Here is a 24,258-nt window from a genome sequence, read left to right on the forward strand (position 1 = left end):
CGAAATTAAATTAAACATCTAGATAGGAGTGAGTGACTTGAAAGTTGTATCAATATTTAATAATAAAGGGGGCGTCGGCAAGTCTACGCTAAGTTTCCATCTTGCTCATGCGCTCTCCGAAAAAGGAATTAAAACCTTAATGATAGATTTGGATCCACAATCCAATCTAACATTGCAGTGTATTTCACCTGATGAGCTTGAGGCATTATGGGAGGCTGAAAACCCATACATTGAAGACTTTCAAGGTGCTCTAGATGATTCAGGGGGAGAATTTACCGACTTTATCAGTACCCCTCGTTCCATTCATTGTTTATTAAAGCCAATTGAAGATGGTGTCTATGAATCCTTTAGCCTTGGCAATGTATATAAAATTAATGATAACCCCCCCCCCCCCCCCCCCCCCCCCCCCCCCCCTAGGTCTTATCCCTGGGAGATTAAGTTTGCACTCTTTTGAAGATAAGATATCTCGGTTATGGAGCGATGCATTTCTTGGTGAGCCACAAGCATTAAGAACAATTACTAGCATTAGAAGCATTTGTCTTGAAGCATGTCAAAAATTTGGATATGAGTATGTAATTATTGACACTTCACCAAGTCTTGGGATGCTAAACAAAGTAATTATTTCTATGTCCACTGGATTCTTTGTCCCATGTATGCCGGATATGTTTTCTACATTCGGCATTGCAAACATAGGACAGGCTCTAAAGAATTGGAAGGGCCAATTTGATACAATGTATAGCCTCTTGCCAGACAGAAAGAGAGCTACATTTCCAAACAATTTTGTGAAGTTCTTAGGATATACAATATACAATATACAATGCGAGGCCGTATAAAGGAGCTAATGAATATGATCTTGCTGCCGCACATTTCTCTTATGTAAATAAATTGCCGGAAGTCATATCTAAATATATTCCAAAGTCCTCTACAAGCCATCTAGATCAAGAAATTATCGCTGCTCCTATTGGTGGTACAGCCGTAATGCACACGCATAATACATTGCCGGCAATGGCTCAGAAGTATAGAACCCCAATATGGAATATACCAAGCCTAGATAATCTTGAGGCTGGTGACAAAGGAACAATAAGCGGGAATAGGGGAATATACGAAGAAAAAAAAGCTGGCTATCATGCATTTGCTGATGACTTGATACGGCGCTTGGAAGGGTTGGATGAATAATGGAACCTAATCTTAGTGATAAATATGCAGAAATCCTTGCGGAATATCATGATAAGTTTGATGCGATAGAGCATTTCCATAAGAATGTGATAAATTTTTTTGAAGCTCGCTCACTTAAAAAGGTTGTCCATTCTATTAGACACAGGATTAAGGATGTAGGCCACTTACTGGAAAAGATAGAGCGAAAGAACATAGAGGATTTGGCCAAAGAGGATGATGAAAAACAGGGGCCAATTACCAAGGATAATATGTTTGAAAGAATAACTGACATGGCTGGTGTTCGAGTTTTACATTTGCATCAATCACAGTTCCAAGAAATACATCGATTGATCTTAAGAAAGGTTGCCGAAGAGGATTTCGTGCTTTTTGAAGATCCTAAAGCATATACATATGACCCTGATTCTACGGCATTCTTCCAACAGCTTGGAATAAAAACCGAGCAAAAAGATAGTTTTTACACCAGTATTCACTATGTATTAAAACCTAATGCTCGTAGTAAAGTAACATGTGAGGTTCAAATCAGAACATTGTTGGAGGAAGTTTGGGGGGAGGTTGATCATACGATGAATTACCCTGTTAAAACTACAAATGAACAATGTATTGAGAATATTAGGATATTGGCAAGGTTAATTAGTGCAGGCAGTCACTTGGCTGACTCAATAATGAGACGCTACGGGTAATAGTGCCTCATATGTAAGGCTTCGCATACTCGGCAGCAACCTATCGGCGGCTTAGCGTAGTGAAGCCCTACATTTACAGCGTAAAATATTTTTCCTACCCCTCATCCTCAGCCCTTCTCCCACAAGGGGAGAAGGGGGGTATTCCGTTTCCTCAGCCAGATTACGCTATCGCGAATAGAATGCCACGCTGAGCCAGCGTGAAACGGTAAATGATCCGGGCATAAAGAATAAAGCCCCCAACTAGGAGGCCTATTTTAATATTGCTCGTAAATCAGCGGTGCCGTTATTTTCTAAAAAATGGCAGCAATACTGTCATCAGCTGTTCCGGGCATTCTTCCGTTACAAAGTGACCGCACTCACTGAGCATAGCGCCCTGCAAATTCACCGCTCTTCCCTGCATCGTCTGCTGTGGTGCATCACGGGTGGCATGATCTGCGCCGATGGCCAGAACCGGCATCATCAATTTTTTCTCGGCCCGCTGTTTATTTTGCTGGATAGTTTGCGGAATCGCCCGGTAATACGAAAATCCTGCCCTCAGTCCGCCTGGTGAAGAATAAGCATCGATATAGGTTTGTGCGGCGACGCGATCACGACGATAAGACCAGTGGTCAAAAATAAAATTCAGATATTCCCGTTCTTTTCCGGCCGTCAGCGTTTCTGGCAAATCCTGCACCTGATTAAACATAAAGTGCCAGAGGAAAATATTCTCCTGTGGATCGACAAAGATGGAGGGGGCCGGCGCCAACCCCGGAATCACTGCCTCGGTCAGCGCTATTTTTTTAATGTCTGCGGGATAGTCACTTGCCAGCGCATAACCAACCCACATGCCGATGTCGTGACCGACAACCGAATATTGCTTATGGCCCAGCTGATTCATCATCCTGTGCAATGTGGTTGCCACCGCCCCGGTATCATAACCCGTGTTCGGTCGTGCGGAATAACCGGTTCCCGGCGGATCAACCGCTATCGCCATATAGCCTTCGGCTGCGAGTCTGGTCATCACATGACGCCATGCATACCAGGTTTGCGGCCAGCCCGGGATCAGTAATACAGGTTCCCCCTTTCCCATCGTCACGTAATGCATCTTCTGCCCTGCAACGTCGACATACTGATGCTGAAAATCTGCCTCACTAACCTGCGTTGTTGCCGATGTCGCTGCCGCGCTTTGTACATTTGCCGCGATGGCAGTGCCATGCAATGGGAACAGCATGACCAGTGTCAGCAATGCCCTGATGAATGATGTGTTCATACTTTTTCCGTCTGAATGATTGATAAAAAATACCCGCAGCAGGCCCTAGACAGAGCCCGTGTCAGCTGCGATGGCACCTATTGTTTGTCGATCAACAGTGAATAGGTTAAGAGGGCTTCACAATCTTTGTCAATCAACAAAAAATAATTCTTTGTTAGTCGACAATGGACTGGTAGCCTTTGTCTGAAATGACAGATGCGGAGAGAGTGTTATGGCTGGCAGACCAAGAGAGTTCGATCGTGAAGAGGCATTGCGCAAAGCAAAGGAGGTGTTCTGGCAGCGTGGCTATGAAGGGATATCCCTGTCTGATCTGGTTGCTGCACTGGGGATTGCTTCTGCCCGTATTTATGCCGCCTTCGGCTCAAAGGAAAATCTTTTCCGTGAGGCGATAGCGCTTTATCTGGCCGAAGAAGGTGCTTTTGCTGACGCCGCCCTGTCACAGCCGGATACCCGCCTGGCTGTCAGGCAACTGCTTGTAAACGCAGTTGAAAACTACACCCGAGACGATCGGCCGCACGGTTGTATGGTGGTGTTGTCGCTGACCAACTATGGCCGTGACAACGAAGAGGTCATGGCATGGCTGGCCGGTTACCGCCGGGAGCGGATTGACGGCATCATACAGCGCATCCGGCAAGGCGTTCAGTCCGGCGATCTGCCGGAAAACACCGATATACAGGCGCTCGGGGATTATGTGGCGACCCTGTTTCACGGGATCTCCGTCCAGGCCCGGGATGGTGTCAGCCGGGCGCGTCTGATGGCAATGACAGATATCGCCATGCACACGTTCGATACCATGACGACCCCGCCGGACGCGCACTAAATCCGTTATTCATGTCAGGAGAGTTTCTGATGTCATATTCAGTGCCTTCAGCCACGTCAATGCGCGACGAGTGGATATGCACCTGGCTTTCCACCTCTCAGCCGGCATCGGGAGAGGTTTTTCCGTTTCCATCGGATATACCGGTAATTGATGGGGATCTGACACTCAGGCAGACACTGCGCATCAGCCTGGGCGGCCAAAAGCTGCGGCTGATCTTTTCCAATCGCTATGGCGCACAGCCTCTGGTAATAGGCGAGAGCTATATTTCCGTGTCTGATCTGTGCGGTGCACTGCCTGTCACCTTTAATGGGCAAACCGGCGCGATAATTCCTGCGGGGGGCACTCTGTGCAGTGATGAAATTCCACTGGATATTCCATCACTATCGGTGATCAATCTGCGGACATATCTGCCGGAGCAGATCCCGGTCAATACCTTCCATTGGGATGCCCGTCATTTTTCGTTGCTTGAACCGGGTAATCAGGCCATCAGGGAAGAAGCCGGCGATGGTCAGAAAGTCAGTTCCCGTCTTCTGGTTGAAAGTGTCCAGGTTCAGCCGGAATCTGCGTGCCGCACTCTGGTCGTCATCGGTGACTCTATGGTGGATGGTAACGGCGTGGAGATGGACACCTATGGCCGTTGGACTGATTTTTTGGCAGAGCGCTTTATTGCCGAGAATATTGCCGTGGTGAATGCCGGGCAGTCGGGTTCCCGGCTACTGAAAGACGGCGTCGGCATCGCTACCTTGTCGCGTTTTGAGCGTGATGTGGTGCAGCAGCCCGGTGTCACTGCCTGTATCGTGCAGGTCGGACTGAATGATATCGGGTTGGCGGGTACGGTACTGGATCCGGAACATCCGGTGCCGTCGGCAACCGTGCTGATCAACGCCTATCGGCAATTACTGCAGATGGCGCGGGAACACGGTATCCGCATGACAGGCGTAACCCTGGTACCGCTGCGGGGAACCGGTGAATATGGTATTGAGCACTTTTATCAGCCTGAAAAGGAGGTTGTCCGGCAGGCAGTGAATCACTGGATGCAAACAAGCGGGGAGTTTGATGCTGTTATTGACAGCGACCTGCTGGTACGGGATCCGGAATGCATTCAGCAACTCAGTGCGCAATATGATTCCGGGGATCACCTTCATCTCAATTATGAAGGGCATCTGCGGGTCGCGCAGTCAGTTCCGCTGGCCGTTATCCGGGCTTATTGACTACTTATTTCCCCGGCGATATCAAAAGCCCCGCTATTTAGCGGGGCGTTACAATTCAAAAATAATCCGTTATATCCATCTACACAGGTCGTGTCATTTTTTAATCAATATTTATGCCATCCGGAAATAGCGCCAAGGACCAAGGATCTATCCAAGCAGTTACCTGTACTTAGGTTGCATATACATGGAGCACTTTGCTGAACCTGTGTCTGCAAATGCAGGAGGTGATGAACACCCACACTGCGGATGAGCCGAAAGAGCCCGGATCGCCAGTCTGTTCTTTGGCCAACTGGTGTCGATCCCTATGGACTAGATAGTCAGCTCCAGTCGATTGCCTTCCGGGTCGAGGAAGGTGCTCTCGTAATAGCCGTCACCGGTCCAGCGGGGGCCGTCCAGGTGTTTCACCTCGGCGCCCTTGAGCAGCTTGAGGCGGGCGGTCATCTTGTCCACCTCCTCCTCGCTGCCGAGGGAGAAGGCGAGGTGGGCTAGCCCCTGCAGCGGGTGCGGCAGACTGAGATCTGCCGGAAACAGGATAGGGCTGTGCATCAGCTCCAGACTGGCGCCCCCTTCGAAGCGCACGAAGTAGGACGAAAACTGTTTGGCCGGGTTGTGGTAACGCTCATTGGCCTGCCCGCCAAACAGGGAGCAGTAGAATGCCTTGAGCGCCTCCAGATCCTGTGCCCAGATGGCGACGTGATGTATGTGCATGGCTGGTCTCCTGTGACTTGATACCGACCATGCTATGCTGGGCCTTGAATGTTCGACATGGCTGAGCCCGTCCTGATGATGTCTGAAACTGCCAATCCTGAAGTCATTGAAGTCTCCCCTGACTGCCGCGAACAGATCTGCTGTGACAGCCTGTTGCCCGCCCTTGCCCAAGAGCGGGTATGGCTGGCTGGCCATTCCCGCCTGCGCAGCCACTACCGGATCGAGCGCCGCCTGGCGGACGTGCACTGTTTTCTGCTCACTCTGGGGGGCGAGGGGGAGGTGCTGATCGGCGATCGTCTCGAGCGACTCAAGATTGGGGAGTGGGCCCTGATCCCGGCGGGGGAACCGCTCTGCTATCAATTGCCTGAGCCGCAGTTGCCGGACAGATGGTCGTCAACGCCGGGCGGCGACTGGGATCTGGTATGGCTGCTGCTGCACAAGGGCTCCCCCTGGGATGCCTTCGCCAGCCACCCCAGGCTGGGTTGTACCTCCCAGCAGGCCAGCTTGCTGCACACCCTGGAGAACCTCTATGCGGAGCAGGAGCGCCACCAGGACCCGCTGCTCAGTGCGCTGCTGGTAGAACAGCTCGGCTTTTATCTGCGCCGCCTGCTGCAAAAGGGGGAGGGGCAGAGTCGCGGCGAGCGGCTGGCGCTGCGTCTCGAGCTGATGCTGAAAGAGTCGCTGGCCGAGTGCTGGGACATAGGGCGGATGGCCGACGCCCTGCACCTCTCGCAGCGCCAGCTCTATCGCCTCTGCCAGCAGCACTTCGCGCTGGCTCCCATGGCCTTGCTGCAACGGCTGCGGTTGCAACGGGCGGCGCTGTTGCTGGCCAGTCGCGGCGAGCCGGTGAAGCAGCTGGCCCAGCTGTGCGGCTTCAAGAACGAGTACCACTTCTCCACCGCCTTCAAACGCCAGCATGGCCTGGCTCCCAGCCATTATCGCAGCCTGCATCATCCCGGATTTAAAACCGGACAAGGGTGAGATCCTGAGCCACACTGGTTGCTACTGTTGTTGTTCATACGAACCCGATAGCGGCCGATAACCCTGTTAACCAGAGGTGGATCGTGCGCCGGCAGGCGGATATTGGGTTGCGCTTCATGGTTGTCGTCTCTTCGTTGTCGTTTTCCACTAATCAGGTTTGAATCCCCCGCCTCGGCGGGGCTAGAGGGCAAGGATGGTCTCTATGCTGCAAGACAGTGACACGATCAGGATCTCGGACGTCAGCGAAGCCGTGGTGCACGGCATTCTGGAAGTGGTCAGCGACGGGATCTGGGACTGGAACGCCAACACGGGTTTCGTCTATCGCAATCCCGGCTGGTATCAGATGCTGGGCTACGAGCCCCACTCCCTTGGCAACACCGTCTTCACCTGGGAGAGCGTGATCCACCCGGATGACATTGATCGAGTGATGGCCTGCTTCGATGCCTATCTGAGCGGCACGGCCGCCGACTATCGGGTCGAGTATCGTTGCCGCAGCCGGGAGGGCCTCTTCATCTGGATTGAGGATTGTGGCCGCGTCATAGCCCGCAATCCGGATGGCTCTGTGGCCCGCATGATAGGCGCCCATCGCAATATCCATGCCCAGAAGCTCTTGTATGAACAGCTGGAATCGCGCAACCAGTCGCTGGAGCAGCAGATCGCCGAACGTACCGCCGAGCTGGTGCGGCTCAACGGGGTGTTGCAGCAGAAGGCGGAGGAGAACCGCCAGCTGGCGGAGACGGATGCCCTGACCGGGGCCGCCAGCCGCTATCGGCTGGAGCGGGTCATCAAGCAGGAGTGCGAGCGCTCCAGGCGCTTTCATCAGTCCTTCTCCGTGATCGCCATGGATGTGGATGACTTCAAGCAGATCAATGACAACCATGGCCACAGTGCCGGGGATCAGACCCTGATCAACATAGTGGCACTGGTGCGGACTCACATTCGCGAAATTGACCTCATAGCGCGCTGGGGTGGCGACGAGTTCATGGTGGTGCTGCCCAGCACAGGGTGCACGGATGCCAAGCTGGTTGCCGACAAGCTGCGAGAGCTGCTGGTGCGGTCGCGGGTCTGCGAACAGCTCGACATCACCATGAGTTTCGGGCTGGCCGAATACCTGCCGGACGAGCCCATGAGCCAGCTGATGGTGCGGGTGGATAGGGCGCTCTATCAGGCCAAGCTGGCGGGCAAGAACCAGATCTGCGAATAGTCGGATCCAGGGGGCCATAGGGTTGCCCCCGGCCTGCCGGCCGTCGGATTTTTCTCTTTTCCCCCCCGAATGCGTATTGACCGATCGATTGCCTTGACTCCGCCTGAGGGCACTGGTCTGATGCGCGCTCTTTAATCCCCCACGAGACATGAATCGATGAAAAAGCGCATCCTGATTGCCCTGACTGCACTGCCCCTGTTCGCCCACGCCGGCCTGATGGATTCCCTGACCGATACAGTGACCAGCAGCGTCACCAGCAGTGCCAAAGAGATGGCCGGTACCGCCATGGACAGCGCCTCCAACGAAGCGATCAAGAAGGCACTGGATATCAAGGAAGGCGGCTCCAACAAGCAGGCCATCAAGGACAAGCTGGGCGCCCCGGCCAGCACCAAGACCGAAGCCGGTCTGGAAGTGTGGACCTATGACCTGAGCGCCCTGAACAAGGTATCTCCCATGCTGGCAGAGACCTCCAAGACCCTGTTCAAGGATGCCGAAGCCGCTCAGAAGAGCGTCGTCATCAAGTTCGAAGGCGAAACCGTCAAGACCCTGAACCTGGCCGACAAAGCCAAGGCCTGAGTCTGAACGACGTGCATGAAAAAGGGGCCCTCGGGCCCCTTTTTGCTGGCTGGCATTCCTCATTACACCTTGAAGCGGCGCACCAGGGCCAGCAGCTGGCGATTGGAGCTGAGCAGTGACTCCGCGCTCTGCTCCGTGTTGCGGCCATTCTCCACCAGCAGGTTGAGCATGTCGCGAATGCTCACCATGTTGCGGTTGATCTCCTCGGTTACCCGGCTCTGCTCCTCGGCGGCGGTGGCGATCTGGCTGCTGAGATCGTGGATCTGCACCACAGAATCGGCCATGTTGTCGAGCCCTCCCGTCACCTGGCCCGTGGTATCTGCCGCCGCCTGGCAACTGTGCTTGGTCTGCTCCATGGCGACCACGGCTTCGGCCACCCCCTGAGTGAGGCGCGACAGCATGCTGCCCACCTCGGCCGTGCTGTTCTGGGTGCGGGCCGCCAGGGCGCGCACCTCGTCCGCCACCACGGCGAAACCACGGCCTTGCTCACCGGCTCGCGCCGCCTCTATGGCGGCATTGAGCGCCAGCAGGTTGGTCTGGGCGGCTATGCCACCTATCACCCCGAGCACGCTGCCGATCTGCTTGGCATCTTCCTGCATCTCCAGCACCTTGGCGGCGGCGAGATCCACCTCGTCGATCAGCGCCACCACGCTGGCGGAGGCCGATCCCACCACCTTGCGGGAGTTGGCGGCCTGACCATTGGCGGTCTCGGTGAAGCTCGCCGAGTCGCTGGCATGTTGTGCCACGCTGTCGGCGGTGGAGCTGAGCTCGGTGAGGGCCGTGACCACCTGATCCGTCTCGGCGGCGTGCTCGCTCAGGATCCGCCGCGCCTGACCCGTCTGTTGATCGAGCTGTGCCAGTTCGCGGGTGATGAGGTCGGTGGCGTCTGTCACCTGCACCATCATCTGCTGCAGATAGGCGATGAAGCGGTTCACCGACAGGGCGATATGATCCAGCTCGTCGTGGCCCTTCACCTGGATGCGGGCGGTCAGGTCCGCATCGCCGGCAGAGAGGGCGTCGATATTCTGCTTGAGGGTCTGCAGCCGGCTACCGAGCTGGGTGATGGCCAGCAGCATCAGCACGAACAGCAGTCCCACCAGGGGCAGCTGGATCGCGGCCAAGGTGGTGAGCACGTCCTGGCTGTCCTGGGTCAGGGTACTGGTCGGCAGGGCCGTGGCCAGCAACCAGGGGGTCCCCTCTATGGCTTGCAGCAGCAGGGTCTGCTCTTCTCCCTGATCCTGGAAGCTGGTACGCAGCAGCCCCTTGCCCTGGCTCTGGCCGAGCAGGCTGGCGATGGCGCCGGCGAAGGGGTAATCGGTGTGGGCGGAGAGGTTGCCGAGCACAACGTCACCGCTCAGGCGGGCATTTCGGCTCAGGATCTTGCCGTCAGCCTCGACGATCATCACCTGACCACCGATCTCCTGCTCCTTCCTGGCCACCAGATCGTTGAAGAAGCCCAGGGTCACATCTATGGTCGATACCCCGAACAGGGCGCCATTGCGGTAGATCCCCATGGCGCAGTTGGTTCTCGGCTGCTGACTGGCGCCATCCTTGTAGGCGGCGGCCCAGACGCACATGCCCTGCGGCGCCTGCTGGCCAGCCTTGTGCCACGGCTGTTCGAAGTAGTTGGGGGCCTCGGCCGAGTTCCAGTAGGTGTTGGGGATCAGCTTGTTGGCCGCATCCCTGTGGTAGAAGGTGCTGAACTTGGCTCGGCCCGCTTCCCGCTGATCCGGCAGTGGCCAGATGCCGCCACCGAAGACCATGGCATTGCCGTATTGATCGATCAGCGCCGGCAGCAGGGCATCGATCTGCTCGCTCGGCAGCTGGGCGACCAGCTGGGTGATGCTGCGAGACTGGCTCTGCACCCCGTTGAGCTGATCGCGGATGTCGGTCGCTATCTCGCTGACCCGCAGCGCTACATTCTGCTCACCGGCCCTCTGCAGCGCCGGCTTGATCCAGATCTGGATGCCGATCACCGTCAGGGCACACACCAGCGCCATGAATCCCACGAAGACGGCTGTATATCGTCCCTTGATTGTTCCCAGACTCCACCCCATAACGACTCCTGTCTATTGTTGGCACTGTCTTGCATGGCCTTGTTATTTGAGTCGCCATTATTAGCTATTTCGAACATAAAACGTTTGTTATCGCTCACAGAACCCGGAGCAGAGGCGAAGGGAAATGAGGGGTGGCCGGGGGATCGCAGAGGGCGAGCGGCCGAGCGGGAGGGGGAAACGAAAAAGGGTGGCCTAGGCCACCCTTTTGCAGGTCGAGACGAGTTTACTGGTGCGCTTCGGCGAACTGCTTCATCGCCTCGGCGTGCTTGGTCATGCCGTCGGCACGCAGCGTCAGGTTCTTCACGAACTCGGCCTTCTTGGCCGGGTCTTCGATCTTGTCGTAGCGCTGTTGCAGGTTGGTCTGGATCTGCTCCGGGGTCATGTTCTGCATGCGGGCCATCTTGTCATGGCGGCTACCGTGGTGTTTGCCGCCCATCATGCCGCTGCCGTCCATGGGGCAGTCGGTCATCATGCCGGCCTGGGTGGTGGCGACGGCTTCGCTGGCGGCATAGGCGCCGAGCGGCAGGCCAAGGATCAGGGTGGCGGTCAGCAGGGTTTTGGTCAGGGTTTTCATGGTTTATCTCCTCGCGGATTGAGTTCGGGTTCGGCTTGCTCGCCTTGACCCTAAGTAAACACCAGACTGGTGTCTGAACTTTGCCAGTTGAAGCCTATTTTGTAGCAGAGTGTGACACTGTGAGGCTGTGCTGTGGGTTAACGAAAACCGGGTCTGTCACAGTGTTCGAGGATAGGCCTGTCACCCTGAAAAGCCAGCGCCAATCCGCCTGGCAAAATATGCGCCAGCCAGGGGCCGGAATAGCGTTCTCAGGGGCGGAAAATGAAATACCCCGCCGGACAGCGTCTCTGGCGGGGTATTTCATGTCACCGGTCAGGCAACATGGTTATCGTGAGAAAACCACAGGGTGAATGGCTCGGCTCAGCGCTGGCGGCCGCTGCCAACGCTGTAAGGCATGCGATAGCTGTCGCTCTCACCGTCCAGGCTGAGGGTGAGATTGCCCTGGGCTCTCATCGGCAGTCGTACCTGCTGCATCCCTTTCAACTCGGCGGGCACCCGCTTGAGCACGTCGCCGGAGGCATTGCGGATCATCAGGGTCGGGTTGGCGTTGCTGCTGCTGGCGTCATCGTGCCAGTTGACGAACAGCAGGCCGGGGGCGGCGCTGACGTCGGCCGGAATGGCTGCTTGTGCCATGCCGATCTGGGCCAGTCCGGCCAGTGCGAACAGGGTCAGGGTCTTTTTCATCATCATTGTCTCCTTGGTATGGCTCGCCGAAGGATGCCGGCGTTGTGTGTCATGGTGCCAGGCGCCGCCCGAACAATCGGGTGCTGCCTGGCATCATGGGGAAGGGAAGTGTGTCTCGCCGGGCGGGCAGAGGCCGGCCTCATCGTCATCCAGGGGGGAAGCTTGCGTCAGGTTGCTGGCCTGTGCGGGCTGATGCGGCTTGGCCGCCGCTCTGGCAAGGGCCTCGCTGGCGGCATAAGCCAGCATGAAGGGCGTGGTAAGGGCGAGCATGGCCTGTCTCCTGCAATGAGCAAATATGGGCGAGTTGGTGTGCCCCAAGTAAACCCTCGCCTTGTGTCTCAACTTTGCCGAGTGACCGCTTTTTTGTAGCAGAGTGTGGCATCTTGCTGATCTGGCACACTTTGACACAAACCGTCCGACAGATTTTCGTATACTCGTGCCAGCTCTAACAGGAGAGGCCTCATGAACCAAAGCAGCACCCACATTCTGGTCGTCGACGATCACGGCGAGATCCGCGATCTGCTGAAACGCTTTCTGGAGCAGCATGGCCTGCGGGTCAGCTGTGCCCGGGATGGCAAGGAGATGAAGCGGCTGCTGGAGGAGCGGGAGTTCGATCTGCTGGTGCTGGATCTGATGATGCCGGGGGAGGATGGCCTGACCCTGTGCCGCGAGCTGAGGGCCAAATCCAGCCTGCCCATCATAATGCTCACCGCCATGGGGGAGGAGACGGACCGCATCATAGGGCTGGAGATGGGCGCCGATGACTATCTTGCCAAGCCGTTCAATCCGCGCGAGCTGCTGGCCCGCATCAAGGCGGTGATGCGCCGCACCCAGGTCGAGCCGCAACCCGCCCCCGAGACCCTGACCCGGGATCTGCGTTTCGATCGCTGGCTGCTCGACATCAATCGTCGCGAACTGGTGGATGAGGAAGGGGTAGGACTGAGCCTCTCCACAGCCGAATTCGACCTGCTGCGGGTGTTTCTGGAGCGCCCCCAGCGGGTGCTGAGCCGGGATCAACTGCTGGATCTGGCCCGGGGCCGCGAGGCTGTGGCCTTCGATCGGGCCATAGATACCCTGGTGAGCCGGTTGCGGCGCAAGCTGGAGCGGGATCCCAAGAATCCCGAGCTCATCAAGACCATCTGGGGCGGCGGTTATCTGTTCGCCGCCGACGTGACCCAGGTGTGACGCCGTGGTCATGATCAAGCGACTCTGTTCCCGACTGTGGCCCAAGGGGCTGACCGGCCAGATCATACTGGTGGCGCTGGCCGGGCTGGTGCTGATCCAGCTGCTCAGCATCCAGATCTACCGCTCGGATCGGGAGGAGGCGCTGGGCTATGTCAACAGCCGCAACGCCATGCAGCGCATCGTATCTGTGGCGCGGTTGCTGGCCCTCTCCCCGCCTTCGCTCTATGACGAGATCCTCAAGGCGAGCCGCAGCGAAACCCTGCTGCTGCGCCTCGCCGACGAGCCGCTGCAACCGGACAACCGCAGTCCCCGCTTCGAGCAGCAGGTGCGTTCCCGGCTCGGTTATCCGCCGTCGCTGATGGTGGAGATCAGCGCCGAGCTGAAGCAGGACGCCCAGCGCAGCCGCGCCTGGCAGCACCACACCCGCATGATGAAGGACCGCAAGGGGATGCCACCGCCACAGGATATGCGGCTTTATGGCTCCATCCAGTTGCCGCGCGGTGGCTGGTTGCAGTTCAGCTCCCTGGTGGACAAGGAGTCGGCGAGCTGGTCCTGGCAGACCACCTTCAACCTGATGCTGGTGGCGAGTCTGGTGATAGGCCTGATGATCTGGCTGTTCCGGCGGGCCACCCAGCCGCTCAAGCAGCTGGCCGCCAATGCGGATCGGCTGGGGCGAGGCGAAGACATAGAGCCGCTGCGGGAGGTGGGGCCGACCGAGATCCGCGAGTCGATCCAGGCGTTCAACCGCATGCACACCCGCCTCGATCGCTTCGTGCAGGACAGAACCCGGATGCTCGCGGCCATCTCCCACGACCTGCGCACCCCCATCACCAGTTTGCGGCTGCGCACCGAGTTTCTGGACGAGGGGGAGGACAAGGAGCGGATCCAGCAGACCCTGCAACAGATGGAGCAGATGTTGGCGGCCACCCTGAGCTTCGCCCGGGAGGAGGGGCAGCAGGAGGCGACCCGGGAGCTGGATCTGGTCAGCCTGCTGGAGAGCCTCTGCGATGACTACGCCGACACCGGCCAGCCTGTCACCTGCATGGTCGAGGGCAAGCAGGTCTACGCCTGCCGCGCCAACACCCTGCGGCGGGTGCTGCAAAACCTCATCGGCAACGCCATCAAGTACGCCGGCAGCGCCGAGGTATCGCTGGAGCGTACCGACAGCGAGCTGCTGATCCGGGTCTGCGACGAGGGGCCCGGCATAGATCCGGCGCGGCTGGAGGATGTGTTCAAGCCGTTCGTGCGGCTCGATGAGGCCCGCAACACCGAATCCGGCAGCGTGGGGCTGGGGCTCTCCATCGCCCGCACCCTGGTGCACCAGCACGGTGGCGAGCTGACCCTGCACAACCGCGCGCAGGGCGGGCTGGAGGCCAGGATCAGCCTGCCGCTGTGAGCATAGTGACATCTGTCTGGGGAGGGCGCAGACGAGGCGCCCTCCTCATGTTTATCTTGCTGTTATCTGACTGAAATCACGCCAATTTCATACTCGGTCATGCTTGTTCTTCTATGCTGAAGGTGGCGATAATCAATGGCCGCATAGACGGCCAATAGCAAGGTTGGTGCAGGAATGGCGGTCTCTTCTGGTTCTGGATGGCGGGTGCGCAGCGGATGCTGCCTCCTGCTCTGTCTGCTGTGGCTGCCCGCCTGGGCAACGCCAGCCCCCAAACCCTTGATCGTGACCAACTCCAAGGCCTGGCAGCCCTTCTCCTACATCAATGAGGAGGGGCAGCCGGATGGCCTGCTGATCGATCTCTGGCGCGAGTATGGCCGTGTCACCGGTCGCCCGATCCAGTTCAAACTGGTGGACTGGCAGACCTCGCTGGATCTGGTGCGTACCGGTGAGGCCGATGTCCATGGCGGCCTGCTCTGGTCACCGGAGCGCAATCCGCTCTATGACTATGGCCAGGGGCTCTCCCGTCTCGATTCCCAGCTGTTCTTTGCCAACTCCCTGCGCGGCACGGATGTGAACTACTACCTGCAGCACGAGAGTGTGGGTGTGGTGGCGGGAGGGTATGAGGAGTATTACGCCCGCAAGCACTTCCCCACCACCCACCTGCAAACCTTCAGTGACAACGATGCCATGCTGCGCGCCGCCTTCAGCGGTGAACTGGACGCCTTCATCGCCGATCTGCAGGTGGCGAACTTCTATATCTACACCTCGGCGGATCCCAGCCGCTTCATCCCGGTACGCCACCTCTACAGCGACGAGATACGCTTTGCGGTCGCCAAGGGCAATCAGGCCCTGTTGCAGGAGCTGGAGCTGGGGTTTTCCCGCCTGGGTGTGGCGGATCGGGAGCGGATCATCCGCAAGTGGATGCATATCGAGACAGTCTATCCACTCCACCTCTGGCCCTGGTTGCTGGCGTTGGGAGGCATGGTGCTGCTGGTCTACATAGTGCAACTGCGACGGGCGGTGGCGGGCCGCACCGCCGAGCTGATCCAGGCCAATGCGCGGCTTGAGCGCCTCGCCGGTACAGATTCCATGACGGGGATCCTGAACCGGCGCGCCTTTCTGCCCGAGTTTGAGCAGCGGCTGGCCAGCGGACAGGCCTCGGCCCTGCTGTTGTTCGACATAGATCGCTTCAAGGGGATCAACGATCACTTCGGTCACGGGGTCGGTGACGAGGTGCTCTCGGCGCTGGTCGAACGGGTGCGGCTGGTGTTGCCGGACGGGGCGCTGTTTGCCCGTATCGGGGGGGAGGAGTTCTGTATCAGCCTGCCGATGGCGGATATGGCTTCGCTGCAAGGTTGGGCCAGCCGGATAGGTCGGGAAGTGAGTCTGCACAAGTTGCAGACCAGTGCCGGTGAGCTGGGGCTATCCATCAGTACCGGGGCCGTCTGGGTGCCGGATGGCGTCAGAGCCGATGGCAGACGGGTGTTGTTGCAGGCGGACAGGTTGATGTATGGCGCCAAGTCGCTGGGACGCAATACCTGGCAAGCGGCCTGTTATGCCGAGGAGAAGGAGAATGCGGCAGAAGAGTAGGCCGCCGCCCCTGGGGGCGGCGGCTCATCATCAGAAGTTGTAGGTCATCCCCAGGTTGTAGCGACGACCGTCCAGCACTGTGCCGAAGCTGGTGTAATCCACCGTCTTGTCGAACAGGTTGTAGATGCCGGCGGTCACGTTCAGGTTCTTGTTGGCCTTGTAGACCAGACCCGTGTCGAAGAAGGTGTAAGAAGGCGTGCCCTCTGCCATCTTGACCCGGCTCAGGTAATCGGAGGTCTTGCTGCGGAAGTTGACCCTGGACCAGAGGCTGACCTCTTCTGTGGTCTGCCAGTCGACCGTGGTGTTGAACATGTGGCGCGGCATCTGGTTCAGTGCCTTGCCTTCCATCGGGCCGCTCTTCTGCTCGGACTGGGTGAAGGTGTAGCTGGAGGCCAGCGACCAATCTTCATTGATGGTCCAGTTGGCAGTCCCTTCCACCCCGCGCATGTTCGCCTTGTCGACGTTGATGCGGTCGCTGATGAAGTCATAGGTGTGACCGTTCAGGGTGCAGGAGGGGTCGCTCTTGCTGGTGCAACGGCGGATCTCGGAGATCTTGTCCTCGAAGTCGGTGTTGAACAGGGTCAGCCCCGTGCTCAGCCCTTCCTGACCATCCCACAGCAGGGCGATTTCCTGGCTCACGCTGGTTTCCGGCTTGAGTTCCGGGCTGCCGACCAGCATGCCGTCCTGGGTGCCGCCCCCCGTGGCCTGGCCCCAGTTGGCGGCCGACATGCGCAGATCCGGTGAACGGTAGCCGGTGGAGACGCCCCCTTTCAAGGTCCAGAACTCGGCCGGATGCCAGACCCCGTACAGACGCGGGCTCCAGTGGGTGCCGTAGTTCTGATCCCTGTCCATGCGCACGCCGCCGGTCAGGGCGAAGGTGTCGGTCAGTGCCCACTCGTCTTCCACGAACATGGCCCAGCTCCAGCGGGTCAGCTGATTGGCGCGGTTGGCCACATTGAGCTGGTTGCCCTGATCCTGCAGATCCTCGTAGCGGTACTGGCCACCCACGCTCAGGTAGTGATCCCCCAGCTCAAACTGGGTATGGGTATCGGCTATGGTGTTGATCAGCTTCATCTGGCGGCCGGGGTTGGTGTTCTCTTCCCGCTGCAGATAGCTGGTGGAGGAACCAAAGTCATAGCGGCCGTCGTGGGTGATGGCGTAGTTGGTGCGCTCGTAAGTGCTCAGGCTGGGTTTGGACTTGGCCGACAGGGATTCACCCGGTGTGCGATCACGATCCTGCAGGCCGCGGCTGGCCTCGAAGTCGAAACGGTTGTGCTCGTCCGGGGTCAGGCTGAACACGGCTGTACCGCTGCGCATCTCCTGCTCGGCGAACCCGTTCTGGAACTGATCCTCACCGCGATGGGATAGCTGGCCGTTCAGGCGCATCCCCAGCAGTCCATCCACCAGGGCACCGGCGGTATAGGCGTTGGTCTGGAAGATGTCGCCGGAGTCCTTGTTCTCCTGGAAGGTGGAGTCGGCATGCAGCGACCCCTGCCAGGCTGTCATGCTGGCGGTCTTGCGGGTGATGACGTTGATGACGCCACCCATGGCGTCCGAGCCGTAGCGGGAGGACATGGGGCCGCGTACCACCTCGATCCGTTCGATGGCTTGCAACGGTGGCAACCAGCCCTGCTCTATGCCAGGGCCATCGCTGTTGGGGCGAGTGCCACGGCTGTCGACCCGCTTGCCATCCACCAGCATCAGTGTGTATTTGGAGCCCATGCCACGAATGCTGATGTCACTGCTGCTGCCACCCCCGGTGATCACCACGCCCGGTACGTCTTTCAGGGCATCGGTCACGTCGCGATAGGCGCGTTTTTCCAATTGCTCGCGAGTCACCACCGAGATGGAGGCGGCGGTATCCTCGATCTTCTGCTGGAAGCCGGAGGCGGTCACGACCATGACCTCCTGTTCGGCGGCATAGGCGTGAGAGGCGAGGGCGGCGAGAATGAGCGTGGTCAGCTTGTTGCGGTGCATTTTTATCATGTTGGCCTGAACTCTTTTAGTAAGAAGATGCATTCATCCTTTGGGTGAATCTATGGGGTGGTTTCACCGCATCCCGCGTGAAACCCGGACCGGGCAGGTTCAATTGGATAATCCTCCCGTTTGTCGGCAGGCATTGTAATGATCATGGAATGATGTGTAAACGATAATTAATCTCATTAAGGTTGTGCTGTCATGCTAGCGTCAACAAGGAGATGCAGGAGGGATACCGGAAGAAAAGGGGTGGGGCAGAATGGCTAAACAGAGGGAAAAAGAGTCTGGGGGGAGGGAAAATGCTGAATCGCAGGCAACAAAAAACCCGCCTTGGCGGGTTTTTTAATTCTTGCAGAAGGTCTTCTCAGCAGGCGTTAGCGAGCGTGAAGGCTTTCTTGCTTGAATTACAGACCAACTACGTTGGCAGCAGCCGGGCCTTTCTGGCCTTGCTCGATGGTGAACTCAACGCGCTGACCTTCGTCCAGGGTTTTGAAGCTGGTGGACTGGATAGCGGAGAAGTGTACGAACACGTCTTTGCTGCCGTCAGCCGGGGAGATGAAGCCAAAACCTTTCTCAGCGTTGAAGAACTTAACGGTACCAGTCATTTTGTTAGACATAATAATTTCCTAGAATAGTGTTTTAAGTGCCAAAATTTGGCAATCTATGATTTTTCGTCAGCAATACGTATGGGGAGCACTAAAGAAGGAGAATTATTTAATAAGAACTATCGTAGATAACTCTTATACTAATCACTGCTTTACTAAAATGACTGCCTAACATAATCAGGTCTGAACTACCGAACCATCGAGAGAGATTAAAACATGCTCTCTTCGTTAAAGCAAACTTTATCTCAATATTAATTTCTGGTTATCGAGGTGCTACCAACTTCATATTGTCACATGAGCCACGCCGTTCACTGGCGAGATTGAGCGCTGACGCCTGCTATGATTGGCGCTGAGCTTTTGGGGACTGTTTTCTGACTGGCGTAGAGGCGTTCCTGATCAAGAGTGGTATAGAAGAGCTCTTCCTTGGTTGCCGCAGGGCCTTAACGGCAAACGCCCACCCACACCGGTCTGGTGTGGGTGGGCGCTTATCAACACAGCGCCAACTCAGCGCTTGCTGCGAAACTTGTTGCTGACGGAGTCGATCCAGCTGAAGGTTTCTGGCAAGACCTGATTTCTGGCCCGCTCTTTGGCCTTCTCCCGAGCCAGTTTGGAGGCCACCTTGGCCGCCTCTGCACGATCTGCCACGATTTTAAGCCGGCCTTCCTCACGGATCCTGTTACGTTCTGCGTTGGTCAGCTGATGGTCAGCATTGGCCTGGGCTTTTTGGAGCAACAGGGTTATCTCGGCCTTTTCGGCCTCGGTGAGGTCTTTCATTTCCAACTTTTTCACGGCGCGCTCCTGGCGGCTGGGGGATGGGATACCCTAACACATTTTCGCCGACTATTTCTTACGCAATGCGCTCTATGGCCATAAAAGTGCGGGTTCCACGCTTTTTTCCGTTATTTATCTGCCAGTTCACTACAGATTTCTCGCATTTTCCGGTTTGCATCGACTATCTCTCAACCGTGGCCGCTCGGTTCGACATGGATCAGCACTATGGCATGGGGCAGGTGGCGCATTATGCCCTGCTCTATCCGATCACAGATGGCATGGGAGTGCTCTATGCTCATCTCCTTGGGCAGGGTCAGGTGGAAATCGATGTGACGACGGCGTCCGGCCTGACGGCTACGCAGGGCGTGAAAACCCCCATGCTCGGGGCAGCACTGCTCGATCACCTGAGTAGTGATGGCCAGCTCCTCCTCGTTCATGCTGTGATCCAGCAGGGGCTGAAAGGCCTGGTTAAGCATGGTGATGGCTTCCCGGAGAATGAAGATCGCCACGCAGATGGCCACTATGGGGTCGAGCAGATAGAGGTTGTAGCCCAGCCCGTCGGCGATCCAGATACCGAGCAGGCCGACTGCGACTCCGAGAGAGGTCAGTACGTCGGCCTTGAGGTGCAGGGCATCGGCAGCCAGAGCGACAGATTCCTCTTCTTTCGCTACCCGGTAGAGATAGGTGGAGACACCGCTGTTGACCAGTGCCGAGATCAGCATGACCAGCACGCCAAAGCCTACGCTTTCGATCGGCGTTGGTGTGATCAACTTGCCGATGGCTTCGAAGATGATCCAGCCCGCGGCCAGCAAGATCAGCAGGGCCTCTATGACGCCGGAGACGTTTTCGATCTTGTCATGGCCATAGGGGTGGCGTTGATCGGGTGGAATATCCGACCGACGTACCGCAAACAGGGCGATGAGGGCTGCAACCAGGTCCATTGCCGAGTGGATGGCTTCGGAAATAATACTGACGGAACCACTCAGGATCCCGGCAAATATCTTCATGATAATCAGTGTGATATTGGAGCAAACCGAGACCAAGGCCGCTCTGGTTTTTCTGGTCATGGGATATCCTTATTCTCGATATAATATTTTCGCAAATAGAGTTGGATAATATCAGCTTGAAAATAAAACGGCTGCGGCAGGTTGTAACGTTTTGTTTCTGGCGAGAGTGAGAATGCTTATCTAAATTATCTCTTCTCATTTAATTAATAGTTGTCTTCTGCTTTTGGTGATTTATTTCAGTTGGTAATTAAATACGTCGAGGGGGCCAGATTTTATAAGGAATATTCAGGTTTCTCGGCCGTTCATGCCCTCGCTATCCGCGCCTCGAGATCGCCGAAACCCGGCCCAGAATGAAGCCTGACTGATGAGGGTGGATTCTTGCGCAAGATTGGGGGTATGCTGAAGTGAGTGCGATCAACAGGTCGTCACTGAAAGCGTACTGAAGTCTACGATTCGGATGGCATGCTGGAACCTGGGTTCCAACTGTCTGGGTAACATTTTTGGAGTTTGATGATGAGTAACAAAGAACATCACAACGGCAAAGATGCCAAGAAAAAGCCGCAGTTGTCACTGAAAGAGAAGCGCGAAGCCAAACGTCAGAAAGCAGATCTGAAAAACGGCAGCGCGATCAAGTAACGCTCCTCCACGCTGTAGTTCCTCCGGAGCCAGTATCAAGCCAGCCTGTCACAGGCTGGCTTTTATGTTTCTGGCTCAAGGCGTGGCGCCATACGTCTCGAAGATCTTCTGATACCGGCCATCGGCCCGCATGGCGTTCAACTGGCGATCAAACCAGCGCTGTTGTACCGCTTGGCGAAAGGCAAAGTGATACTGGGTCGGGGCAAACAGGTCATATTGTCTGACCCGGCCGGGAGCGTAGAGCTCGGCGCCATACTTGCTGTCGGCCAGTTGCGCCAGATAGTAGTAAAACACCCGCTGTTCCAGAACCACGGCATCCACCCGTCCCAGCATCAATCTGTGAACCTGCCCCTGCTGCTTGGCGACCTCCTCATAACGGGGATTCTGATCGGCCATGCTGGCGAAGGCGCCTCCCAGCACCTGACGTGCCCGCTGGAAGGCGCTGACTCGCAGCGTTTTCATGTCATCCAGGGTGCTGATATGGGTCTTGCTGAGGGTGAATACCCGGTTGTGGAAGGCGATCACCGGCTGTGACAGGAAGACATCGCCCAGCATGCCGGGTTTGGCGTTGATGATGGCATCCAGCTTGCCGGACTCCAGCATCCGGAAGGTACGTTCCAGCGGCAGATATTCAAAACTGGGCTCATAGCCGCTGTTGCGAAAGGCCTCTCGCAGCAGATCGAGCTCGATCCCGCGGCCCTCTTCCTCTATCACATAAGGGGGGATGGCGAAGCTGACGCCCACCCGCAGCGGCTCGGCTGCCGCGAGCAAGGGCGCCGCCAGGGTGGCGGTCAGACAAACGGCGTGCAGTAGTATGCGATACAAAAACCCCATGTGTTCTCTCTGGCAAACTGGTCGCCCTGATCATAAGCCCAAGGCATCTCATGCGGAGAAAATACCCGGCAAGTCCGCGCAGGAACAGTACTGCATGGCGAGCCTGCGTCAATAACGGACAAAAAAAGGCCCTGAATGAACAGGGCCTTCTGGCAATGCGTTGCCGATCAGAATGGTTGTACTTGTAAAAACTTCACATCCAGCGAGTAGGTGAGTGAGTTCATCATGCCTATTTCTCCATAAATTCAATGTATTAGGTAGTGCTGTGCTTTGCGTGTGAGACGCGTATTTTGACAAAAAATGCAAAAAAGTAATAAAAAATGGAGTTTTGGACATTTTAGAGACTCTTTTCTTACACTTTTTGGCCAAAGTAACGAAGTGTTGACAAATGAACTGTATCAGTATCTCTAAACAAAAGTAGAGGTGTAAAACAACAACCCACCTTGGTTTCAATTCTTTGCGGTACGATTTTTGCCTCAAGGTTAATCATCATCTCTTTAAGACATTGCTTCAGAAGTTATAAACAAGCCACTGGCCTGATCATGGTCGCATCAATCTTTAGCCGGATTCTCTTAGCCCAGATCAGCAAGGAGCCGTCTCATTTCGTCTTCGGGGCTGTATTGCTTGCAGGACTGGGCTTGCTTCAATGCGTGGTTTGCTTTCCTAGCCATGCCGTGCTGAGAAGTGTCAAAATCCTGTTGGCACTTGTCCAGTGCTCTCTCGATAGCGATTTGTGCCTGGAATAGTTCGTTGCCTTGTAGGTTGGTATTGGCTTTATTCACTGCACCTCGGTACATGGTATCGAGAGTGTCTTCGCTTTTAGCCCGTTTGAATCGCACGAGCATGTTTTCATAGCTATAGAAATACGCGTGATTGATGGTGGTTTGCTTCATATGTATAGAGTTCTGTGTACGATGCTGGGGCATTTATTCATCGCATATTAAATCAATGGATAAGCCTCAGAAGCTTAGATGATACAGGCTTCTCAAGCAATTGGAGGTATTGCCTAAAGTTGTTGCGTGGGGCCCCCCATCCACGATGTGCCTCGGCTGGATCAAGGGGTGTGCCGAACAGCCCGACTATGAACCGACGTAGCGGGTCTCATCCCGTTATGATGAGGCCCAATCGGTTTTGGGTAGTAGCACAATTGCAAGGCCCTGATGGGAATGTATGCATGCATAGCCAGAAAGACCCGAGAATAGCAAAAGAGCCGGTAGATTCAACAATAAAGCAGAAGCGAGAAAAGCCACAGAGACATAGTTTGTTAGATAGCTATCAGGATGATGGGCGTAAACGGTGCGATCGTCTCTGAAATGATGGATGATAGCCATTTATAGTTATCAATAATTTGGAGTAAGAATGTCTGCCCTTGTCCCTGAACTGGTGAATGCGGCGATTGATACCTCGGCGTCGACTAGTGATTTATTGCGCCGGGCGCTGGTTGTTGCACGGCGTCTTGCCGTACCTGAACTGGTCGATTGGATTAGCAGCGAACTGAATGGTTACTACACGGCAGAGGTACCTGATTATCGCCGAGTACAGGGGCAGTTGATTGTGGAAAACCCAATTCGCGGCCCGATACCATTTTTTGCTCCACCTGGTATGGCTGAGCTGTTGTCGGACTTTGAGGTACGACAGTCGGTGCCTGAGCTGATTCAACTGGCGCAAAACACGACGGACATTTACAGCCACTTCCCCGCCAACATTGAACATACGCTGATGCAGATGATACGTGAGGCAAATGGCGTGATAATGCGCCCCGCTCTAAAGTTTTCCCCAGTGCAGGTTCAGGGCGTCATCGAGACGGTGAGAAGCCGGGTGCTCGAATGGGCGCTAGATCTAGAGGCCAGAGGTGTGCTCGGGGAGGGCATGACATTCACGTCACAGGAGAAGCAAACTGTGCAACAGCAACACTACCACTTCGGGGATGTGAGCGGTTCCCAAATCCAGATCGGATCGAATGGTTCCAACCAAACTCAGACGCAGGCGGGTGGTGACATGGCCGCGTTGTCGGCTTTAATCGAGCTGCTGTGTAAAGCAATCCAGCAGGGGCACATCGCGGGGGCGATTCGTGAAGAATTGCACGCAGAGCTGGCGACGTTACAGGCGCAGGCTACGTCGCCAAAGCCCAAATGGCCTGTCATCAAGGCGACTGTTGGGAGCATAAAAGCTGTTCTGGAAAACATGGCTGGTAGCGTGCTCGCGGCGCAGGCGCTGCCATATATAACTGCACTCTTGTGATCGTGGCCCCCGGCAAATTTGACAATCGTTGAATGGGCTGGGTGTCTTTACCTGGCTAGGCTTTTTATACCCCTCCCTGCTCCTTCCGACCTCTTT

The 24,258-nt window shown here is 56.3% G+C and carries 25 protein-coding genes; 13 read left to right on the forward strand and 12 right to left on the reverse strand.

Translation table 11 applies throughout. The annotated features are described in order from the left end of the window. Positions 1-37: 37 nt before the first annotated feature. From CK910_RS24155 to CK910_RS06690, 3 genes are all read left to right on the forward strand, one after another. Positions 38-454, forward strand: a complete 417-nt coding sequence (locus CK910_RS24155; protein ID WP_216640178.1) for a ParA family protein — start codon at positions 38-40, stop codon at positions 452-454. Further along, positions 375-833, forward strand: coding sequence for an AAA family ATPase (locus tag CK910_RS24580; RefSeq protein ID WP_367582016.1), 459 nt, complete (start codon positions 375-377; stop codon positions 831-833). Before CK910_RS24155 ends, CK910_RS24580 begins: the two co-directional genes overlap by 80 nt. Positions 834-1,175: 342 nt before the next feature. Beyond that, a complete protein-coding gene (locus tag CK910_RS06690; protein ID WP_098981725.1) occupies positions 1,176-1,856 on the forward strand; it encodes a (p)ppGpp synthetase in 681 nt (226 codons plus the stop codon). Positions 1,857-2,139: 283 nt separating this feature from the next. Here CK910_RS06690 and CK910_RS06695 read toward each other — a convergent pair whose 3' ends face one another. Beyond that, positions 2,140-3,105, reverse strand: a complete 966-nt coding sequence (locus tag CK910_RS06695; protein WP_098981727.1) for an alpha/beta fold hydrolase — start codon at positions 3,103-3,105, stop codon at positions 2,140-2,142. A gap of 211 nt (positions 3,106-3,316) precedes the next feature. On the opposite strand from CK910_RS06695, the gene CK910_RS06700 reads away from it, so the two are divergent. Both CK910_RS06700 and CK910_RS06705 read left to right on the forward strand, forming a co-directional pair. After that, positions 3,317-3,925, forward strand: a complete 609-nt coding sequence (locus CK910_RS06700; protein ID WP_098981730.1) for a TetR/AcrR family transcriptional regulator — start codon at positions 3,317-3,319, stop codon at positions 3,923-3,925. Between the two features lie 29 nt (positions 3,926-3,954). After that, a complete protein-coding gene (locus CK910_RS06705) occupies positions 3,955-5,136 on the forward strand; it encodes an SGNH/GDSL hydrolase family protein (RefSeq protein WP_098981733.1) in 1,182 nt (393 codons plus the stop codon). Positions 5,137-5,445: 309 nt separating this feature from the next. Here the strand turns inward: CK910_RS06705 and CK910_RS06710 are convergent, their stop codons facing one another. Beyond that, on the reverse strand, positions 5,446-5,844 hold the full coding sequence (locus CK910_RS06710; protein ID WP_098981736.1) for a VOC family protein: 399 nt from the start codon (positions 5,842-5,844) through the stop codon (positions 5,446-5,448). Positions 5,845-5,901: 57 nt separating this feature from the next. Here CK910_RS06710 and CK910_RS06715 point away from each other — a divergent pair, with 57 nt between their 5' ends. From CK910_RS06715 to CK910_RS06725, 3 genes are all read left to right on the forward strand, one after another. Further along, complete coding sequence (locus CK910_RS06715) at positions 5,902-6,825, forward strand: helix-turn-helix transcriptional regulator (RefSeq protein ID WP_253852831.1); 924 nt, start codon at positions 5,902-5,904, stop codon at positions 6,823-6,825. Positions 6,826-7,027: 202 nt separating this feature from the next. Further along, complete coding sequence (locus tag CK910_RS06720) at positions 7,028-8,029, forward strand: sensor domain-containing diguanylate cyclase (RefSeq protein ID WP_098981738.1); 1,002 nt, start codon at positions 7,028-7,030, stop codon at positions 8,027-8,029. A gap of 156 nt (positions 8,030-8,185) precedes the next feature. After that, positions 8,186-8,605, forward strand: a complete 420-nt coding sequence (locus CK910_RS06725) for a hypothetical protein (RefSeq protein WP_043141437.1) — start codon at positions 8,186-8,188, stop codon at positions 8,603-8,605. Between the two features lie 62 nt (positions 8,606-8,667). Here CK910_RS06725 and CK910_RS06730 read toward each other — a convergent pair whose 3' ends face one another. The 4 genes from CK910_RS06730 to CK910_RS23645 all read right to left on the reverse strand — a co-directional run bounded on the left by CK910_RS06730 (position 8,668) and on the right by CK910_RS23645 (position 12,190). Further along, a complete protein-coding gene (locus tag CK910_RS06730; protein WP_098981741.1) occupies positions 8,668-10,662 on the reverse strand; it encodes a methyl-accepting chemotaxis protein in 1,995 nt (664 codons plus the stop codon). A 223-nt stretch (positions 10,663-10,885) separates the two neighbouring features. Continuing rightward, on the reverse strand, positions 10,886-11,236 hold the full coding sequence (locus CK910_RS06735) for a hypothetical protein (RefSeq protein WP_043141431.1): 351 nt from the start codon (positions 11,234-11,236) through the stop codon (positions 10,886-10,888). 360 nt (positions 11,237-11,596) lie between these two features. Then, on the reverse strand, positions 11,597-11,923 hold the full coding sequence (locus tag CK910_RS06740; protein WP_080741176.1) for a hypothetical protein: 327 nt from the start codon (positions 11,921-11,923) through the stop codon (positions 11,597-11,599). Between the two features lie 90 nt (positions 11,924-12,013). Then, complete coding sequence (locus tag CK910_RS23645; RefSeq protein WP_157774600.1) at positions 12,014-12,190, reverse strand: hypothetical protein; 177 nt, start codon at positions 12,188-12,190, stop codon at positions 12,014-12,016. A gap of 192 nt (positions 12,191-12,382) precedes the next feature. Here CK910_RS23645 and CK910_RS06745 point away from each other — a divergent pair, with 192 nt between their 5' ends. The 3 genes from CK910_RS06745 (at position 12,383) to CK910_RS06755 (ending at position 16,091) form a co-directional block, all read left to right on the forward strand. Further along, positions 12,383-13,105, forward strand: coding sequence for a response regulator (locus CK910_RS06745; RefSeq protein ID WP_042873218.1), 723 nt, complete (start codon positions 12,383-12,385; stop codon positions 13,103-13,105). Between the two features lie 10 nt (positions 13,106-13,115). Continuing rightward, a complete protein-coding gene (locus CK910_RS06750; protein WP_043556095.1) occupies positions 13,116-14,501 on the forward strand; it encodes an ATP-binding protein in 1,386 nt (461 codons plus the stop codon). Between the two features lie 174 nt (positions 14,502-14,675). Then, on the forward strand, positions 14,676-16,091 hold the full coding sequence (locus CK910_RS06755) for a transporter substrate-binding domain-containing diguanylate cyclase (protein ID WP_098981746.1): 1,416 nt from the start codon (positions 14,676-14,678) through the stop codon (positions 16,089-16,091). A 30-nt stretch (positions 16,092-16,121) separates the two neighbouring features. On the opposite strand, the gene CK910_RS06760 is transcribed toward CK910_RS06755, so the two are convergent. The 4 genes from CK910_RS06760 to CK910_RS06775 form a co-directional block, all read right to left on the reverse strand. Next, positions 16,122-18,068 (reverse strand): ligand-gated channel protein, encoded by a 1,947-nt coding sequence (locus tag CK910_RS06760; RefSeq protein WP_098981749.1) that lies wholly within the window; start codon positions 18,066-18,068, stop codon positions 16,122-16,124. 404 nt (positions 18,069-18,472) lie between these two features. Beyond that, entirely contained in the window at positions 18,473-18,685 is a 213-nt protein-coding gene (cspE, locus tag CK910_RS06765) for a transcription antiterminator/RNA stability regulator CspE (RefSeq protein WP_005316548.1), read from the reverse strand. Between the two features lie 492 nt (positions 18,686-19,177). Next, positions 19,178-19,462: a DUF3811 domain-containing protein gene (locus CK910_RS06770; RefSeq protein WP_011899186.1), complete on the reverse strand. Its 285-nt coding sequence runs from the start codon at positions 19,460-19,462 to the stop codon at positions 19,178-19,180. Positions 19,463-19,632: 170 nt separating this feature from the next. Continuing rightward, positions 19,633-20,511, reverse strand: a complete 879-nt coding sequence (locus CK910_RS06775; protein ID WP_043556073.1) for a cation diffusion facilitator family transporter — start codon at positions 20,509-20,511, stop codon at positions 19,633-19,635. A 453-nt stretch (positions 20,512-20,964) separates the two neighbouring features. Here CK910_RS06775 and CK910_RS24495 point away from each other — a divergent pair, with 453 nt between their 5' ends. Then, a complete protein-coding gene (locus CK910_RS24495) occupies positions 20,965-21,087 on the forward strand; it encodes a hypothetical protein (protein ID WP_098981751.1) in 123 nt (40 codons plus the stop codon). 75 nt (positions 21,088-21,162) lie between these two features. On the opposite strand, the gene CK910_RS06785 is transcribed toward CK910_RS24495, so the two are convergent. Together CK910_RS06785 and CK910_RS06790 are read right to left on the reverse strand one after the other, a co-directional pair. Continuing rightward, positions 21,163-21,921: a substrate-binding periplasmic protein gene (locus CK910_RS06785; protein WP_098981754.1), complete on the reverse strand. Its 759-nt coding sequence runs from the start codon at positions 21,919-21,921 to the stop codon at positions 21,163-21,165. A 572-nt stretch (positions 21,922-22,493) separates the two neighbouring features. Beyond that, positions 22,494-22,814 carry a hypothetical protein gene (locus CK910_RS06790; protein WP_157774601.1) on the reverse strand — a complete coding sequence of 107 codons (321 nt, stop codon included), beginning with the start codon at positions 22,812-22,814 and terminating at the stop codon, positions 22,494-22,496. A 466-nt stretch (positions 22,815-23,280) separates the two neighbouring features. On the opposite strand from CK910_RS06790, the gene CK910_RS06795 reads away from it, so the two are divergent. Next, positions 23,281-24,162 (forward strand): AbiTii domain-containing protein, encoded by an 882-nt coding sequence (locus CK910_RS06795; RefSeq protein ID WP_172955258.1) that lies wholly within the window; start codon positions 23,281-23,283, stop codon positions 24,160-24,162. Positions 24,163-24,258 lie beyond the last annotated feature (96 nt).

Source organism: Aeromonas sp. CA23, from assembly GCF_002587065.1.
GTDB lineage: Bacteria > Pseudomonadota > Gammaproteobacteria > Enterobacterales > Aeromonadaceae > Aeromonas > Aeromonas bestiarum.